We start from the raw sequence: 15,276 nt of genomic DNA on the forward strand, positions 1-15,276 counted from the left end.
TACACCGGTAAAAACGATTCAATCTCAATATGCTATTTCTGATTAATAGTGATGAATGGCATTGGTATGTTACTTTTATCATATCTATGGTGTTTTTTATGCTCAAATCCATTTTCACTCATCACAGAAACTTGTCCTATTGTTGCATAATAAAAATGCCTGCGAAATGGCTAATTCCTTGAGATTGTTTAATTCTCAGTTATTTTAATCGTAAGAACAATTTGTTAAGTGCTTTAAAAAGTTTCTCGGCAGTTTGAAAAAAACTAATCCGTATTTGGATTAGGTTTCACTATAGTTTTTTTTATGACTTGTAAAATCTGATCGTTGCTTTCCACTCCAGGCACTCGCTTTCCGTTCCAATCAACTGGAATGTTTTTTAGAAAAAATCTAAGTGAACTGACTTTTCTTCGAATTAGTTTATTGTCTGGCGGGCCGAATGCTCTCACTCTGACCCATGGTTTTAATAGAAAATTTGGTTATACTACATGATTTTTTACCTTTTTATAAGTAATGAAACCTTACTGGATTTCTGGATTTCTGAAATCAATTGGAACTTTTTTGAGGGTTTGTAAAATCTGATCTGATTACCACTCCAGGCACTCGCTTTCCGCGGGCGGTCCGGGAGCCTTTTCGGCGCTCTTTGCGCCTTCGTTGTCTCCCTTCGACACTCTTTTCCCGCAGGAGTCTCTACCTTCCTCTCAAATCAACTTTGATAGAACTCTTTTAGTAGGATTAGAGCTTAAGGTGATGAGTATGCTTATTAAACATGATTCTATTCAGGGAGTTCAACTTGAAATGATTACTTTAGCCAGCGAACCTGCCATTGATTAACCTTGGACAAAATTCCAAAGGAAAGGGTGCGGAATTTTTTACTTCCGCACCCCTTTGTTTTAATTAAGGTAAGTTGTTTGTCTCCTCTCTAATCATATGATTATTTTGGAAACCAGCCGACCGGTTTTACATCGAGATTAATGTTGATTTGTTTAATTTCCTGGTATTCATCCAAGCCGTATTTTCCTAAACTTCGTCCAATCCCGCTTTGTTTGTAACCGCCCCATGGCGCTTCGACATATGTTGGATGATAATCATTAACCCATGTGATGCCTGCACGTACCTTCTTGATCACTCGCAATCCTTTTGCCCCATCGTTAGTAAAGACGCCGCCTGCAAGGCCGTAGTCTGTATCATTTGCAAGTTTAATAGCTTCTTCTTCACCTTTAAACTTTTGAATGACGACGACTGGACCGAAGATTTCCTCTTGTACGATGCGCATGTCAGGTGTTACATCGGTGAATACAGTCGGCGCAATGAAGTATCCTTTGTCAAGGCCGTCATCAACAAGACGGTAACCGCCTGCTGCAAGCGTCGCACCTTCCTGTTTGCCGATTTCAATATAATTCAAAATGCCATTCATTTGCGCTTCGCTGACAATTGCCCCCATGTTGCTGTCTTCTGCAAGACCTGGTCCTACTTTGATTTTATTTGCGCGTTCCACATAGCGTTTTACATATTCATCATAAATACTTTCTTCAACAAGAATGCGGCTGCCTGATGAACATACTTGGCCGGCACCGAAGAAGATTCCGAATAATCCGTAATCGACGGCCGTCTCTAAATCTGCATCTGCAAAAACGATGTTAGGTGATTTACCGCCAAGTTCAAGGGAAATTTTCTTTAAGTTGCCCGCGGCCGCCTTCATGATTGTTCGGCCAACATCAGTACTTCCTGTAAATGAAACAATGTCAACATCCTTGCTTTCTGCAATGGTTTGACCGACAACAGTGCCGCGGCCCATCACCATGTTAGCCACACCTTTAGGGATGCCTACTTCCTCCAGGATTTCAAATAATTTCATTGCTGTAACAGGTGTCACTTCAGCCGGTTTATATACAATGGTGTTACCTGCCGCAAGTGCAGGTGCGATTTTCCAGACACTCATTAGAAGAGGGAAATTCCAAGGTACAATCAAACCGGCTACACCTACTGGCTCACGAACGACCATTGCTTGTACTGGAGCGGGAACTTGGTAAGTTTCCCCTTCTGGATGAAGAACCAACCCAGCGTAGTAACGGAAACACGCGGCGGCATCGGCAATATCGAAACCTGCCTCAGCTTTAAGTTTCCCATTGTCCATTGTTTCAAGAATCGTTAACTCTTCAGCACGCTCATCAATTTTATCAGCGATTTTATATAGGTAGGAAGCACGCTCCTGTGCCGTCAGGCCTGACCAGATTCCACTTTCAAAAGCTGCCTTCGCAACTGAGATTGCCCTTTCTGTATCTTCCTTGGTAGCACGCGGAGCCCTTGCAATGACTTCCTGTGTTGCAGGATTGATTACCGGGATTACTTCATTTGAAGATGAGGTCTGCCACTTACCGCCGATGTAATTTTTAAGCTCTAAAACTGCCGTTTCTAAAATTGTCATGTTTTATGCCTCCGGTTTTCATTATTTTTTTAAATTTTACATGTACGGAATCATTAAAGTTTTATAACGAGTCTGTCGTCCTTCGCACGTGAGCAGCATGTCAGGATTGAGTTGCGTGTTTGACGGTTTTCTTCGCTAAGGAAGAAATCACGGTGATCCACTTCACCTTCTGCAACATCTACCTCACAACTTCCGCACCCGCCCACTTTACAAGAATAAGGTGCATCAATGCCTTCCCTTAGAAGCGCATCAAGCAGTGTTTCGCCTTCATGAACGTGAATGGACCGATCGCTGTCTGATAGGTCGACAATGAAAGGTTCTTGCGGCCCGTCATGTTTTGTCGCAAATAATTCAAAGTGGATCGCATGTTCCGGATAACCATATGAACTGGCAGCTTTTCGGTACTCTTGTACCATCTCGATTGGTCCGCAAAAATATACATGCGTGCCAACGCGATGATCCATCATCGACTCAGGCTTCATTCTGCGTTTGTCTTCCGCCTGCGAAAAATAAAAGGTGCATTGATCAGGATATTTGGCTTTCAACAGATCATAAAAAGCACATAATTCCGGTGTGCGTGCTGCATAATGAAGTTCGAAGGTTTGGCCTTCGGCAGCCATGTCTTCCATCATTGCCAGAAATGGGGTGATGCCGATTCCAGCTGCATAAAATGCATGATGCTTAGCTCGAAAGCTGAGAGGGAAGTTGTTTTTAGGGAAGCTGACTTCCAATCTGGAATCTATCGTTACATGATCATGCCAGAAAGCGGAACCTCCGCGTGACGCCTCATCACGCCGAATGGAAATTGCATATTTTTTACGATCCCTTGGGTTACTGATAATGGAATATTCTCTCTCGATTATCGTATCCCCGGCTGGCATGAAAGTGGTCAAATGCGAACCGCCAGTAAAAGCCGGCAATGGTTTTCCATCAACTGGAATCAACTCGAACTGTTTTACGAATGGAGTTTCTTGAATGATCTTGTTTACTTTCATTTGAATATTTCCTACTACCCGCATGATGATCAGCTCCCTACTTCTTCTTTTCCGATTGGGATGAATGGGTAACCAATATAACCTTCCCGTACGATTGAATAAAAAGGTCCTATTTCAAGACTGGCCCTGCAATGGTCACATTCTGCAATCTCGGCTTCTTCTGCGATTTCCGACACTTCGAAACATTTCATGCAATATACGTACCGCCGTTTAGGGCCGATAATCACCGTCTGGATCTCAGCTTCAGATAGACCAGCTTCCACCCCGAGCGAGAAGATCATTACGGCATTGTTCCAAGCAGCCGCAATATAAAATTGGGTGCCCATCTTTTGTGACAAGATGACTCTCTTAATCTCCTCTTTATCTTCCATTCCATTAATGGAAAGACATTCAACAGGCACTGTTCCTGCGATTTCGGAAGTGAAACTTTTCGCCTTTTCATATCCGGCTTGATCAGAAATGACGACAAACTTTCTTCGTTCATTCCGGGGAGTAAATTTATTTACGATCGTAATGGATTTATCAAACAATACTGGACTATTGTACAAGGCTCTATCCTCCTACTTATTGTTTATCTTCACTTTTTTGTTTTTCATCAATACTCCTCAAATATTCGACCGATTGCGGAAGAAACGGGGCAATTCCTTTGTATTCAGCCATAGGTTCCGGAATATCCTGCAGTACGCTATATGTCAGATCGAACCACTCCTGGCGCAATGTCAAATCCTCCAGCGGCAGGAACTGGGTATTCAATACGAATAGAATAGCGTTGCTTCGTGGCATGCGATAAAATTTTTGTTCTTCAACACGCAAACGAACAAGTTTACCTGCATTTTCCGGTGTTATTTCAGAACGCTGCGGTCCCCATACATCCATCGTTTCATAGTTGACATCCCAACGGTCCGCCATCAGGTTCCAGTTAATGCGTGTCCATGGCTTTCCTGGTTCGATGGATAATAAAAACTTACGAACCCGATCTGCCAGTTCATCACCTTTCCGTGATACAAATGGAACAGGTGCATGGATCTCATCAAAGGACATGCCTTTATTCCAGTTAGCCGAGAAGAGTGCGGCGTATGAAACTTGCCCCACTTCCAAATAGAAATTACTATCGCGATGAACCATTAAAACAAAATCATTATGGAAATGGCGGCCTATATAATCAAGCGGCTCATTTGGAAGCGTGCTGGCATCGCCATACACGAATGAATCGGATTCCCCGAAAATGTGGTTCTTGAAAGTCCAGTTGTCACCATCTTTAATGACCTCGAAATGCTCAGGATAGCGATCAGCTGCCATGTCGATGAGCATTTCCAACACTTCCCATTGCATTTCCATTGTGTGTGAAAAAGATTGAAATCTTATATGCGGCTGTTCTTGAAGGAGACGACGCTTCGTTTCCACTTGGAGTTTGTATTCTGGTGTAACTTCAATACAGTTAACGTTTGAGAGTTTTTTCAAGTCGTTTGAATAACGATAGTTACCTGAAGTGAATGGAAATGGGAATGTATCTAAATCTGTTGTTTTGAAATCTAAACTTTGTGTAAACATTGAACAATCTCCTCTCGTTCCCTAGATTCTTTAAAGTGGGTTTTTTCTATTTAGCTTCCTTTAATTCCACGGATGGACGCTCCATGTCAACTTCAAAACGAAAAATGTATTTAGATGAAACATAGTAGGTGACTAAAGCGACAAAGTATGTTGGAATTCCGGCAGCTGTATAAAGGAAAAAGTCACTTGCTTCAAAAGTCAATGGATTATAGAGTGCCCAGTAAACGATCGTTCCGATAACCACCGTGAGAACGGCCGACGGGTTAATGCCTTTCCAATAAGTATAAGAGCCTTGCATGTCATACAAATCCCTTATTGAAATGCGTTGGCGCTTTACAAAAAAGTAATCTGCGACGACAATGCCGCCAAGTACAGCCATAATAAAAGAAATGACAGCAATGAATGAACCAAAGGCATCGTAGAACGTTGAGCTTAGAAGTAAGAAGATAGTCGGTACGGTTGTACCCATAGCAATCATCCATGACTTTTTCGGGAATACAGTTTTAAAGCTGACAGCTTGTGAGTACATAAGGAATATGGCTGCACCGACATTCCCTACCGAAAGTAAAATCAAGCCAATGAAGCCGCCCCAACTTCCTGCGATGGAAAACATCCAGTCAGAAGGATTAAGAGAACCAGTGACTAATGCAGCAAGGGCCCCAACTAAAGCAGCGATACAGACAATGATTCCATAGCTGTAGAATCCCGCTTTAAATGCTCCTCCTTCTGTTTTAGATAAACGGCTGTATTGGCCAAGGTACGGAAGCCATGAAAAGCCGAGACCGATGTTTAACTCCAGGGCTGTCGCGAATGAACGAGAAGTCGTTTCAAATGGTTCAGAAGGAAGTATATGAGCAACTTTCGTGAATCCCTGTCCAAACAAGACTATTGCAAGAAGGCCAAACATGAGAACCATAAAAACCGGAACGGCTACTGCGGTATATTTTTGAATCGCTACCGGTCCCCTCACCGTTACAAGGAATGCACAGATGAAGAGCAAAATCGAGAAAAACGGCGCTCCCGTTGCTTGGCTTGAGAAAATCGCGGGCATGCCCATCCACTTAGCCGCCTCTGCCAACGCCTGGCCGGACATAAAAAGAGCAATGGAAATATAGCCGAGAGTTAAAATAAGAAAAACAAAGAAAAAGATATTCGATCCTAAATACCCAAGTGAACTTCGAAACCCTACAAAGGTGTCTATGCCATAACGCGCAAAATAAAGGGTAATGGGGACTATCAACAGCATAGGGAAGGCGTTACCGAATAAAATCGCTGCAAGTGACTGCTTCGCGTCAAGCATTGTACCTGTGTATCCACCAGTTAACAGCCCAAAAGATGAGAGGCCAATAACAACTTGAACTAAAATTAAATCCCGAAGGTTAAAAATCCGGTCATTTTTACTTGCCGGTAAAAACCCAAAGGCCACATCCTTTGAAATGGAGGAATTCTCTTTGCTCACACGCTTCTCTCCCAACTATAGATTAATGATTGTATTACTTGGAATAAGGCTGATTTAGTTCTGGGTGATTGAAACAACTACATTAGACAAGTGAATAGATTAGGTAGGCGATGATTAAAATCATGAAAAAAATAGAACCTGTAGCATCACTCCATTTCATTTTGTCGATTTTCACGGCTTCTTCCTGCTCATACGCATTGATCCGCTCATTCAAATCTGAATATAGATTTTTAATAAAGGGATCTTCTGAATTGATATTCTGTTGAAACTGATTCTCTTTATTCAAAATCGCTTCTCCCTCCTTTGCAATCATGCTTTCTAGTCCCTTCTCTTTACTTTATTGCAATAACCATGCCAATCAGAAAATACTATGCTAACAGGGTTTTCAATAGGAAGAATATTCAATTTTGAAACTATTGAACAATTGTGAAATTTCTGTAATATAAAAACTAGGAAGTTAAATGAAAGGCAGGTAGACATAAATGGATCACTTCACCTCTGCACTCTTGTCTATTTACGATCAGCTTATTGTGACAGATAAAAATGGCATCATACTGAAATCGACCGGAACTGGGAATACCTTATTCCATACAATCAAATCCGCCAATGCCGGTGGTTCCATCAAGGATGTTGAACAAGATTTATTTGCTACAAACTTTGCAGAAGAGATAATGGGCAAAAATGAGAAAATATCTTTCATGCAGTCCTCATGGCAGGGTCCAGAGCTGCTGATGACAGCATACCCGATTGAATCCGGGGCATGGGTCTGGGCTTACAAAGAACTCAAAGACTCTTATCCAGATACATCAAGGGGGCAATCGGGGCCTTTATTGGAATCGAAGAAACCATCTTTTCCATTTGTGATCCGCAGTAAACCGATGCTTGATGTTCTGCATAAAATGCAAATGGTTTGTGATGTCAGCGCAACCGTCCTATTATTGGGGGAATCCGGTGTAGGAAAGGAAATAGCCGCCAGGGCCATACATAATATGGGTAATAGAAGTGACGGTCCATTTATACCTGTCAATTGCGGCGCCATCCCGGAAAACCTGATTGAAAGCGAACTGTTCGGCTATGTAGAAGGGGCTTTTACCAGCGCTCGGAAAGACGGCGCCAAGGGAAAATTCACACTTGCCCATAAAGGTATCTTATTCTTGGATGAAGTGGGCGAGTTACCGCTTAATGTTCAGGTAAAACTGCTTCGCGTCCTTCAGGAGCGCATTGTCACACCAATTGGAAGCACGGCCTCGCACCCTGTTGACATTCAAGTGATTGCCGCAACAAATAAATCGCTCGAAAAAATGGTGAAAAAAGGAGAATTCCGAGAAGACTTATATTATCGTCTTCATGTCGTGCCTATCCATCTTCCGCCGCTTAGGAATCGTGTAGATGAAATCCCTCACCTGGTTCAGTTTTTTTTACAAAAGTACAATACACTGTACAATCGAAAGGTAGCTTTCACACCGGATGCAATCGACTTGCTATGTATCTATCAATGGCCCGGCAACGTGCGCGAACTTGAAAATACAGTTGAAAGGCTTGTGATTACTAGCGGAATACCCGAAGTGGATGTTGCGTTGGTTAGAGAGGTGCTTCCTTTTAAAGGGCCCAACAAACCCACTTCACTACCTGTCATCGATTTTCTAATGCCTTTGCAGGAAGCAGTCGACCTTGTGGAGGAACAGCTGATCAACATGGCGATGGAACAATACAAATCATTAAAACTAGCGGCAAAGGTATTGGAAGTCAGCCAGCCGACGATGAGCAGGAAATATAAAAAATTACGTAATAAAATTGAAGAGGCAAGCTTTTCACCAGTGGATAAACGGGCCATTTTAGAAGAACAAATAAACCAGCGGCTTCGATCCATTGCCGTTGTAACCGCAGCTATAATTCCAGCTGAGGAGGTTATCAGTCTACAAAAAAATATGAACCGGCAAACTTCCTATTCCCAGAAATTAAAACAAAAACTTACCATGATTCAAGAAAAGGAAGGCGTAATTGAATGGGTCTTTATATTTATCATGACGGATGATGGACGTCTGATTCACCTCGTTGCAGACAAAGGCTTTGTAATTGAACCGGGGGAAGAATATATGGGTCCCCCGGAAATGGTTAATGTTGCTTATCAGGCGTTTAATGGTAAAGCGGGTGTTACTCCCATATACGAAGACAGGTACGGTGAGTGGAAAACAAGCTTTGCGCCAATCATTGATGATGACGGCAATATCGTAGCTATTGTCGGATGTGATTACAGCAAAGCCTATTTCACTTCGGAAATGCAGCGTCTCCGTAAGCAACTCAACATACATGTTTGATTTCGGAATGCAGTCATCCATTATCAGACCGGCTGGAAACTAGGGTAAAAAAAAGCTGATTACAGGAGCCGTCTTGAACGGTCTTTTGCAGTCAGCTTTTTCGTTATTATCTAACCATATACATCATGAACGTTATGAAGGAATTAAAATGGCATTAATGCCACCCATTTTTTTGATCTAACTGGTTTTCCCAAATTACCACGCTTATATAGGCAATATTATATGTTGTTCTTCCACTAAATATAAACTGTTAAGAGGATTTGGCAGAGCATATGGATACTCATTGCAATGCTTTAACGGAACAACCCAATGACTTATTCCTATTATACAAATGAGTGCTCATAAGCCTTTTTGCCATAAAGCCTAAATAACTTTCTCTTTATTTTCTCTATTTTTCACCAAAGAATAAGCAGTAATCAAGGCAGTAATAGGAATTATCAGGGCTACACCTGTTCCAGCACAAAATATAGTGATCATTTCAGCACTAAATATTTTTGAGTTTACGATTTCTCCAACAGAATAGTTTAAATCTTTAAACCATATAAGCAGTGCCAAATAGCCTCCAAAGAAAGCAAAAAATAGTGTATTCGTAGATGTACCTAAGATATCCCTTCCAATACCTAATCCAAATGTGAATAAATCTTTCTTGCTAATGGATGGATGGTGAAGAAACATTTCTCGCATGGGAGATGAAATGGCCATGGCTGTATCGATAATCGCACCAATAGTACTCATAATAATTACTGAAGCTCCAATTTTAACAAAATCTACTCCAATATAAAGGGAAAAGATGCTAAGCTCTTCTATTTCTTCTTCACCGAAACCTTGTATCATCGCATTTTCCGTCACAATGACAATAAAAATGAGTACAATAACAATCGTGATAATAGTAGAAATGAATGCTGTTTTTGTTGTACTGTTCACTTCGTTAATAAAAAATAAATTAATATAACTAATCACCGTACATGCAATCAATGTTAAGATATACGGATCATTATTTGGATTTGTCATAAAAATGGTGGTAAAAAGTAACACACCAAAGTTTAGGAACAAAGCAAAAAATGATCGTGCCCCTTTTTTTCCGCCAATCAAGATCATCAATATTAATAGTATAAACGCTAGCAACACTAATACATTCATTGTCTTTCCCTCTTTCGATTAATGAAAAAAATAGAGACATATAGACCTATCGGAATAGTTAACACGATTCCAATACCACCAGCTAGGGCACGGGCCAATTCCAATGTAAGGTTCATGGAAAGGGTAAATCCCAATGCAGAAGCATTTTTCAAATATAAAATAATCATAGGTATTGAGCCACTTATATAGGCAAAAAACAAAATATTTGTCATGGTTCCCATAATGTCTTTTCCAATCTCTAATCCTGAAGTTTTAAGTGCTTTTACTGGTATGTGGTTATTCTTTTCATACAACCCAAAAATCGAAGAAGACATGGTAATGGCTATATCCATTACGGCTCCTAAAGATCCGATAAATAACCCTGCCATAAACACCATTTTATAAGGACGAGTGATAAATTGCATTTCTTCATATCGAAGGCCATTTTCGGAAGTTACCCACATAACAAGATAAGTAATGAACAGCGATAAAAAAGTCCCTAACAGTGTCGCAATAATAGCTGCATATGTTTTTTCATTAAAACCGTTAACGAGTAAAAGGGAAAGGACCGTAAATAGAATGATACTAATACTGCATATCAATACCAAACCAATGTCTGATGAATTCAAATAAAAATCTAATGCATATGACAACAATATGGAATTGACTGCCAAACTTATAATTGAAAACAGGCCTTGCTTTTTTCCAACGATAAGTAATGTGAAGATAAAAACCCATGCTACAATCAACACAAATTTATCACGCTTTACGTCTTTTATGGTTCCAGTTAACTCTGAATTTTCTTCTGTCTTTGTATCAATCGAAACAAATAAATCATTTCCAATTCGATATTCTTGATCAAAAGCTCCGGATGAGGAATATTCATTCTTTAAATGAATAAGTTTTCCTTTTTCTTCTCCATTTTTTATTTCAGCTATTATACTCTGGGTAAATAGTCGATCTTCATTTTGATACATATCATTCAATTCAGTTGTATTTTCCAGATTTGTTTTGATGACTTTGGCTATTGGAAGTTCATACAATGAATAATTGTGATGAACAAAGAAAACAGAGGCAACAAAACAAAGTGCTATGACGGCGTACAAAGAAACATGCTTGTAACCCATTTTTTTAATTTTATTTACGATAACATTCAAAGTAAAACCTCCAATATCGGGTGGGCAAAAAAGGCAGGGAGGAGCCAGAATTGACTGACTCCACCCCGCCTTACTAGTATTTGATTTATTTATCTTATCATGAATAGATTTAGTTTGCGAACAACGTCCGATTTACATCCTTTACGTCTCCTCCGATAAAACGGGAAAAAGAGATTGAGGTGACATCTGAGGGAAAACAAGCAAAGATCACATTGTGGATCATGAAGACACCCTTACCAGTAACAATCCGCTGACTCAATACCCATTCACGCATTAATGGACATAGAATTTTACCAAAGATGTTTTGTCTTAACTCTTTTGTTGTCAACACTTTGTTCTCCTTACATATTTACAAACCACCACTTTGTGTATATATTAAATTAAATATTCTAGCGAGGTCTATATTTAAATATATAATAATTTTTTGTCACTATTACGGGTAGCGTCAGGAAAATGCGGATTTACAACATTAAGGAAAATTCCAATATAAAAAGCCCAATTTCTCACCATTTAAATTGAGGAATTGGGCTTCTTTTAAAGCGACTGATACTGAAAAACAAGGAATATATCAGTTGTTAAATGCTTAACTTGTGATACGGTTCACCGTACCTCACTGAACTGCGTTTTTTACTCCAATTTAACTCAGTACTTCAATATTAAATCCTCCGGGCGCTTCTACGTAGAAAGTATATCTGTGTAAGTGTTGTGGGGGTTTTACCTTGAATCCATCATCTTTCAACCGCTGATTGATCCTGTTAACTTGTTCTTCATTTTCTTGTATGAAACCAACATGAAATGTCTTGGGGTATTGTATATCGCTTCCTTTCATTAGTGTCAATATGGATCCATCATCATCTTTCATTGCGGCGAACCCATCTCCACGACTTCCTGCACATGTCAGTCCAAAATATTTTTCTAAAAACTCACGTGAAGCTGTAACATCATTAACTGTTAAATTTATGTGATTGATCTTCATAACTTCCCCCAATTTTAATATTATTGTTTTCTTTTCCATTTCAATCTGGTAAGAAAGTTAATTTTCAAATGCTTTACTGCCCTTAGCGACATTAGAAAAGCGATCCCGCTTACGGAAGAATCATACTTGTTTAATAGATTGCTTATTACCCTATCTTTTTTGAATCTTTTCGAGAAGGTCGTCGAGGCGGTAAAATTGTGAGGCACACCCTTGGACTACACCCATTTCCATTACTTGCTGAAGTCCCTCGACTGATGCGAATCGAGAACGCATGATAAGTTTTGTCTTACCCTCGTGTTCAACAAACGTCAACGTTACCAGTGTAACTGGCATACCGTCGGCTGCGTTGCCTTCTTCATCTGCAAACATATCCGTGAAGACAATCTTCTCCGGCACGATTATTTCTTGATAAACAGCTTTACCCCAAGATTCTTGGCCATGAAATTCACCTTGGTTTTCATCTGTGCACCGCATGCAATAATGCCATACGCCGTCAGGCTTAAAATTAAACTCCCGAATTTCCGTTTGCCATCCCTGCGGTCCCCACCAGCTAGCCAAACGCCCAGAATTTGAAAATGCTTTAAAAACAAGGCCCCGCGGCCCGTCAAATATACGCTCCATGACGAGATCCCGCCCCTCTACGCCCGTTGTGATGTTGTTAGTCACTTTGTTATCAGACATGTTAATTCCTCCTTCCTCTTTTGTAAGATATTCCTTCTACTTCGTCACAATGTCAGTATTTCCCTTCCGATTCTGTAAATAATCATCACAGTGACCGCAACCTCAAGATTAAAAAAAGATCAGCCAGTAAAAACTGGCTGACCTTTTAATACGAACCGGCAATCGATAAAGAACTTCATTACAATATTTTTTCATTTTCATAGTTAGTGTTTGACTCTACTTTCTTCGCCAATTTAAATTTATAGAATAATATACAGGCTACCAAAAATCCTATTCCATAAAACAGTCCAACTCGTTGAGTAGGGTCAAAGGCAAGGAATACTAGAATCAGCGAACAAAAGCCTAAACAGAATAACGGGACAAATGGGTAAAATGGTACTATGTATTGTAAATCTTCCGTTTTACCCCCCGCTTTTATAAACTTCCTTCTAAACATATATTGCGATAAAGCAATTCCCATCCAAGAGATCGTGACGGAAATTCCCGCTATGGACATGAGTATCACGAACACAGTATCCGCCGCAATGAAGCTGGTCAATAACGATAGAAGCGAAAAGCATATCGTAAAAAGAAGGGCATTCAATGGCACTTTCCTTTTGGACAATAGACCAAACACCTTAGGTGCCATTCCATCATGGGCCATCGACCAAAGCAAACGCGTGGAAGCATAAAGACATGAATTCCCCACAGAAAGAATGGCTGTCAAAATAATGAAATTCATGATACCTGCTGCATAAGGTATCCCCGCTATCTTCATCAAAGTTACAAAAGGACTTTCCAATAAGCCTAATTCCGAAGCAGGGAATATGGCGGAAAGGATGATAATGGACGAAATGTAAAAAACAATGATTCTAAATAGTACATTTCGAATGGCTTTAGGGATGTTCTCTTCAGGTTTTTCACTTTCCCCTGCCGCTATTCCTATTAGTTCTGAGCCTTGGTAAGAAAATATTACATTCATCATTGTCACAAAGATAATTGTAATCCCGCCGGCTGGAAAAAGACCAGAAGGAGCCAAATTCTCAAAGAATGGGGTTGGACGATCAGATAAAGAGACAAAACCAAAGATGCCAGCGATCCCAATCAAGATAAACAAAATCACTGCAACGATTTTTATTCCAGCGAACCAATATTCCGCCTCTGCAAAACCTCTTGTAGTTAATGCATTCAATGTAAATAAAATCACTATGAACACAGCACACCAAATCCAGGTAGGACTATGGGGAAACCATTGTTTCATCAATATTCCTGCTGCCGTAAACTCAACTCCTGCAGTTGCGGCTGAACCTACGAAATACATCCATCCTAGAGAGAAACCAGCGGAAGGCCCAATATATTCGGCAGCATATTTTTGGAATGATCCAGTAACCGGCATATGAACGGCTAGCTCGCCAAGGCAGACCATGACCATATACAAAATAAGACCGCCGGCTAGATAACCGATCAGGGCTCCTCCTGCCCCCGCTTGGTTAATTGTATAGCCTGCATTTAAAAAAAGGCCTGTACCAATTACACCGCCAAGTGAAAGCATAAATAAATGGCGTCTTTTCATTGAACGTTGCAGCTGATCATTATTCTCCAGTCCATACCCCATATAATCACGTCCTTATCTTATCTATTAGCCTATGCCTTCTCCCAAACCATCTTAGAACCTCAATGAGAGACAACTAAGGCCGCCATCTTGTTTTTGAAATTCCGACATTTCCACTTCAATCACTGTGTATCCCAAATCTTCAATTTTTTTCTTTGTACCATCAAACCCTTTTGGGACAATAACGCAGTCGTTCATTCTAATGCAGTTACCCGAATATTCTTCTTCCTCTTTTACGGTGATTTGATTAAAGCTAGAAAAAGCCTCGTGATTAATGAATTCCCCTGCCACTAATAAATTATTGTCTCCCAGGTAATTGACACCCGTTTTTAAATGAAAGAATTTCTTAAGGGGAATGATGGTCGTATCATAACCATACTTACCCATGATATCTTTGAACTGCAGAGCACCTGCTTCATTCGTTCTGGTTGAAAGGCCAACATAGAAGTGATTTTCAACTTGCATTACATCTCCGCCATCTAAGATACCTGGTGATTGAATATATTCGATTGTTTCATAAAAGTCCTTTAATACTTCTTTCATTTCAAAAATCTCACCATTACGGCTATCTGCACCAGGATTGGTTACAAGTGCACATTTCGGGGTCAACACTGCGGTGTCTTCTACAAACGTAGAATCAGGGTATCTTTCATCCGATTCGAGAACGGTCACTTTCACACCGCAGCGTTTTAATGCTTCTACATAAGCCTCGTGTTGGACAAGCGCTTTTTCATAATCCGGGTTTCCTAAATCCGATGTTGTTAAGCCATTTACAAAACTTTTTCCAATCTTTCTTACAATCGCGTGATTAAACATATATATTCCTCCTAAATAGGTAGTTTATCTTTTTAAAATGTGGAATACCTTTTTGCTCCTGTTGTAATTTAAATGGAGTTTCTTTTATTCCAGAAGCGGAAATTATAGTTATATAGGTATGATTTAGAGAAGAGACAACCGAGTTCCTCTCTTAAACTATAACGGGTGCCCCTTCTTAGCCCATGCTT

The 15,276-nt window shown here is 40.2% G+C and carries 14 protein-coding genes; 1 reads left to right on the forward strand and 13 read right to left on the reverse strand.

All coding sequences use genetic code 11. The features are described 5' to 3' along the window. Nucleotides 1-931: 931 nt before the first annotated feature. The 6 genes from ACIQZD_RS00410 to ACIQZD_RS00435 form a co-directional block, all read right to left on the reverse strand. A complete protein-coding gene (locus ACIQZD_RS00410) occupies nucleotides 932-2,425 on the reverse strand; it encodes an aldehyde dehydrogenase family protein (RefSeq protein ID WP_402897192.1) in 1,494 nt (497 codons plus the stop codon). A 53-nt stretch (nucleotides 2,426-2,478) separates the two neighbouring features. Next, nucleotides 2,479-3,444, reverse strand: coding sequence for a PDR/VanB family oxidoreductase (locus ACIQZD_RS00415; RefSeq protein WP_402897194.1), 966 nt, complete (start codon nucleotides 3,442-3,444; stop codon nucleotides 2,479-2,481). Nucleotides 3,445-3,449: 5 nt separating this feature from the next. Further along, complete coding sequence (locus tag ACIQZD_RS00420) at nucleotides 3,450-3,968, reverse strand: hypothetical protein (RefSeq protein ID WP_402897196.1); 519 nt, start codon at nucleotides 3,966-3,968, stop codon at nucleotides 3,450-3,452. A gap of 16 nt (nucleotides 3,969-3,984) precedes the next feature. Then, nucleotides 3,985-4,971, reverse strand: a complete 987-nt coding sequence (locus tag ACIQZD_RS00425; RefSeq protein WP_402897198.1) for a heme-dependent oxidative N-demethylase family protein — start codon at nucleotides 4,969-4,971, stop codon at nucleotides 3,985-3,987. A gap of 46 nt (nucleotides 4,972-5,017) precedes the next feature. After that, nucleotides 5,018-6,430, reverse strand: a complete 1,413-nt coding sequence (locus ACIQZD_RS00430) for a purine-cytosine permease family protein (protein ID WP_402897200.1) — start codon at nucleotides 6,428-6,430, stop codon at nucleotides 5,018-5,020. 82 nt (nucleotides 6,431-6,512) lie between these two features. Beyond that, nucleotides 6,513-6,743 carry a hypothetical protein gene (locus ACIQZD_RS00435; RefSeq protein WP_137019981.1) on the reverse strand — a complete coding sequence of 77 codons (231 nt, stop codon included), beginning with the start codon at nucleotides 6,741-6,743 and terminating at the stop codon, nucleotides 6,513-6,515. A gap of 169 nt (nucleotides 6,744-6,912) precedes the next feature. Between ACIQZD_RS00435 and ACIQZD_RS00440 the strand changes: the two genes are divergently transcribed. Beyond that, nucleotides 6,913-8,748 carry a sigma-54 interaction domain-containing protein gene (locus ACIQZD_RS00440; RefSeq protein WP_402897203.1) on the forward strand — a complete coding sequence of 612 codons (1,836 nt, stop codon included), beginning with the start codon at nucleotides 6,913-6,915 and terminating at the stop codon, nucleotides 8,746-8,748. Nucleotides 8,749-9,111: 363 nt separating this feature from the next. Here ACIQZD_RS00440 and ACIQZD_RS00445 read toward each other — a convergent pair whose 3' ends face one another. The 7 genes from ACIQZD_RS00445 to ACIQZD_RS00475 all read right to left on the reverse strand — a co-directional run bounded on the left by ACIQZD_RS00445 (nucleotide 9,112) and on the right by ACIQZD_RS00475 (nucleotide 15,088). Beyond that, nucleotides 9,112-9,888 carry a YibE/F family protein gene (locus ACIQZD_RS00445; protein ID WP_402897205.1) on the reverse strand — a complete coding sequence of 259 codons (777 nt, stop codon included), beginning with the start codon at nucleotides 9,886-9,888 and terminating at the stop codon, nucleotides 9,112-9,114. Further along, nucleotides 9,885-11,024: a YibE/F family protein gene (locus tag ACIQZD_RS00450; RefSeq protein WP_402897207.1), complete on the reverse strand. Its 1,140-nt coding sequence runs from the start codon at nucleotides 11,022-11,024 to the stop codon at nucleotides 9,885-9,887. Before ACIQZD_RS00450 ends, ACIQZD_RS00445 begins: the two co-directional genes overlap by 4 nt. Nucleotides 11,025-11,133: 109 nt before the next feature. Continuing rightward, complete coding sequence (locus tag ACIQZD_RS00455) at nucleotides 11,134-11,352, reverse strand: hypothetical protein (RefSeq protein ID WP_402897209.1); 219 nt, start codon at nucleotides 11,350-11,352, stop codon at nucleotides 11,134-11,136. Between the two features lie 309 nt (nucleotides 11,353-11,661). Further along, nucleotides 11,662-12,000 (reverse strand): VOC family protein, encoded by a 339-nt coding sequence (locus ACIQZD_RS00460; RefSeq protein WP_402897211.1) that lies wholly within the window; start codon nucleotides 11,998-12,000, stop codon nucleotides 11,662-11,664. A gap of 150 nt (nucleotides 12,001-12,150) precedes the next feature. Continuing rightward, nucleotides 12,151-12,681 carry an SRPBCC domain-containing protein gene (locus ACIQZD_RS00465; protein ID WP_402897213.1) on the reverse strand — a complete coding sequence of 177 codons (531 nt, stop codon included), beginning with the start codon at nucleotides 12,679-12,681 and terminating at the stop codon, nucleotides 12,151-12,153. 178 nt (nucleotides 12,682-12,859) lie between these two features. After that, nucleotides 12,860-14,275 carry an amino acid permease gene (locus ACIQZD_RS00470; protein WP_402897215.1) on the reverse strand — a complete coding sequence of 472 codons (1,416 nt, stop codon included), beginning with the start codon at nucleotides 14,273-14,275 and terminating at the stop codon, nucleotides 12,860-12,862. A gap of 51 nt (nucleotides 14,276-14,326) precedes the next feature. Next, nucleotides 14,327-15,088, reverse strand: coding sequence for a dimethylarginine dimethylaminohydrolase family protein (locus tag ACIQZD_RS00475; RefSeq protein ID WP_402897217.1), 762 nt, complete (start codon nucleotides 15,086-15,088; stop codon nucleotides 14,327-14,329). Nucleotides 15,089-15,276 lie beyond the last annotated feature (188 nt).

It is taken from the genome of Peribacillus sp. NPDC096447 (assembly GCF_044762725.1).
GTDB lineage: Bacteria > Bacillota > Bacilli > Bacillales > DSM-1321 > Peribacillus.

Coding starts and splice junctions, on each gene's coding strand:
- ACIQZD_RS00460 (WP_402897211.1), bottom strand. CDS start 12,000: ATGAAGATCAATCACATAAATTTAACAGTTAATGATGTTACAGCTTCA.
- ACIQZD_RS00475 (WP_402897217.1), bottom strand. CDS start 15,088: ATGTTTAATCACGCGATTGTAAGAAAGATTGGAAAAAGTTTTGTAAAT.
- ACIQZD_RS00415 (WP_402897194.1), bottom strand. CDS start 3,444: ATGCGGGTAGTAGGAAATATTCAAATGAAAGTAAACAAGATCATTCAA.
- ACIQZD_RS00465 (WP_402897213.1), bottom strand. CDS start 12,681: ATGTCTGATAACAAAGTGACTAACAACATCACAACGGGCGTAGAGGGG.
- ACIQZD_RS00445 (WP_402897205.1), bottom strand. CDS start 9,888: ATGAATGTATTAGTGTTGCTAGCGTTTATACTATTAATATTGATGATC.
- ACIQZD_RS00410 (WP_402897192.1), bottom strand. CDS start 2,425: ATGACAATTTTAGAAACGGCAGTTTTAGAGCTTAAAAATTACATCGGC.
- ACIQZD_RS00435 (WP_137019981.1), bottom strand. CDS start 6,743: ATGATTGCAAAGGAGGGAGAAGCGATTTTGAATAAAGAGAATCAGTTT.
- ACIQZD_RS00425 (WP_402897198.1), bottom strand. CDS start 4,971: ATGTTTACACAAAGTTTAGATTTCAAAACAACAGATTTAGATACATTC.
- ACIQZD_RS00470 (WP_402897215.1), bottom strand. CDS start 14,275: ATGGGGTATGGACTGGAGAATAATGATCAGCTGCAACGTTCAATGAAA.
- ACIQZD_RS00440 (WP_402897203.1), top strand. CDS start 6,913: ATGGATCACTTCACCTCTGCACTCTTGTCTATTTACGATCAGCTTATT.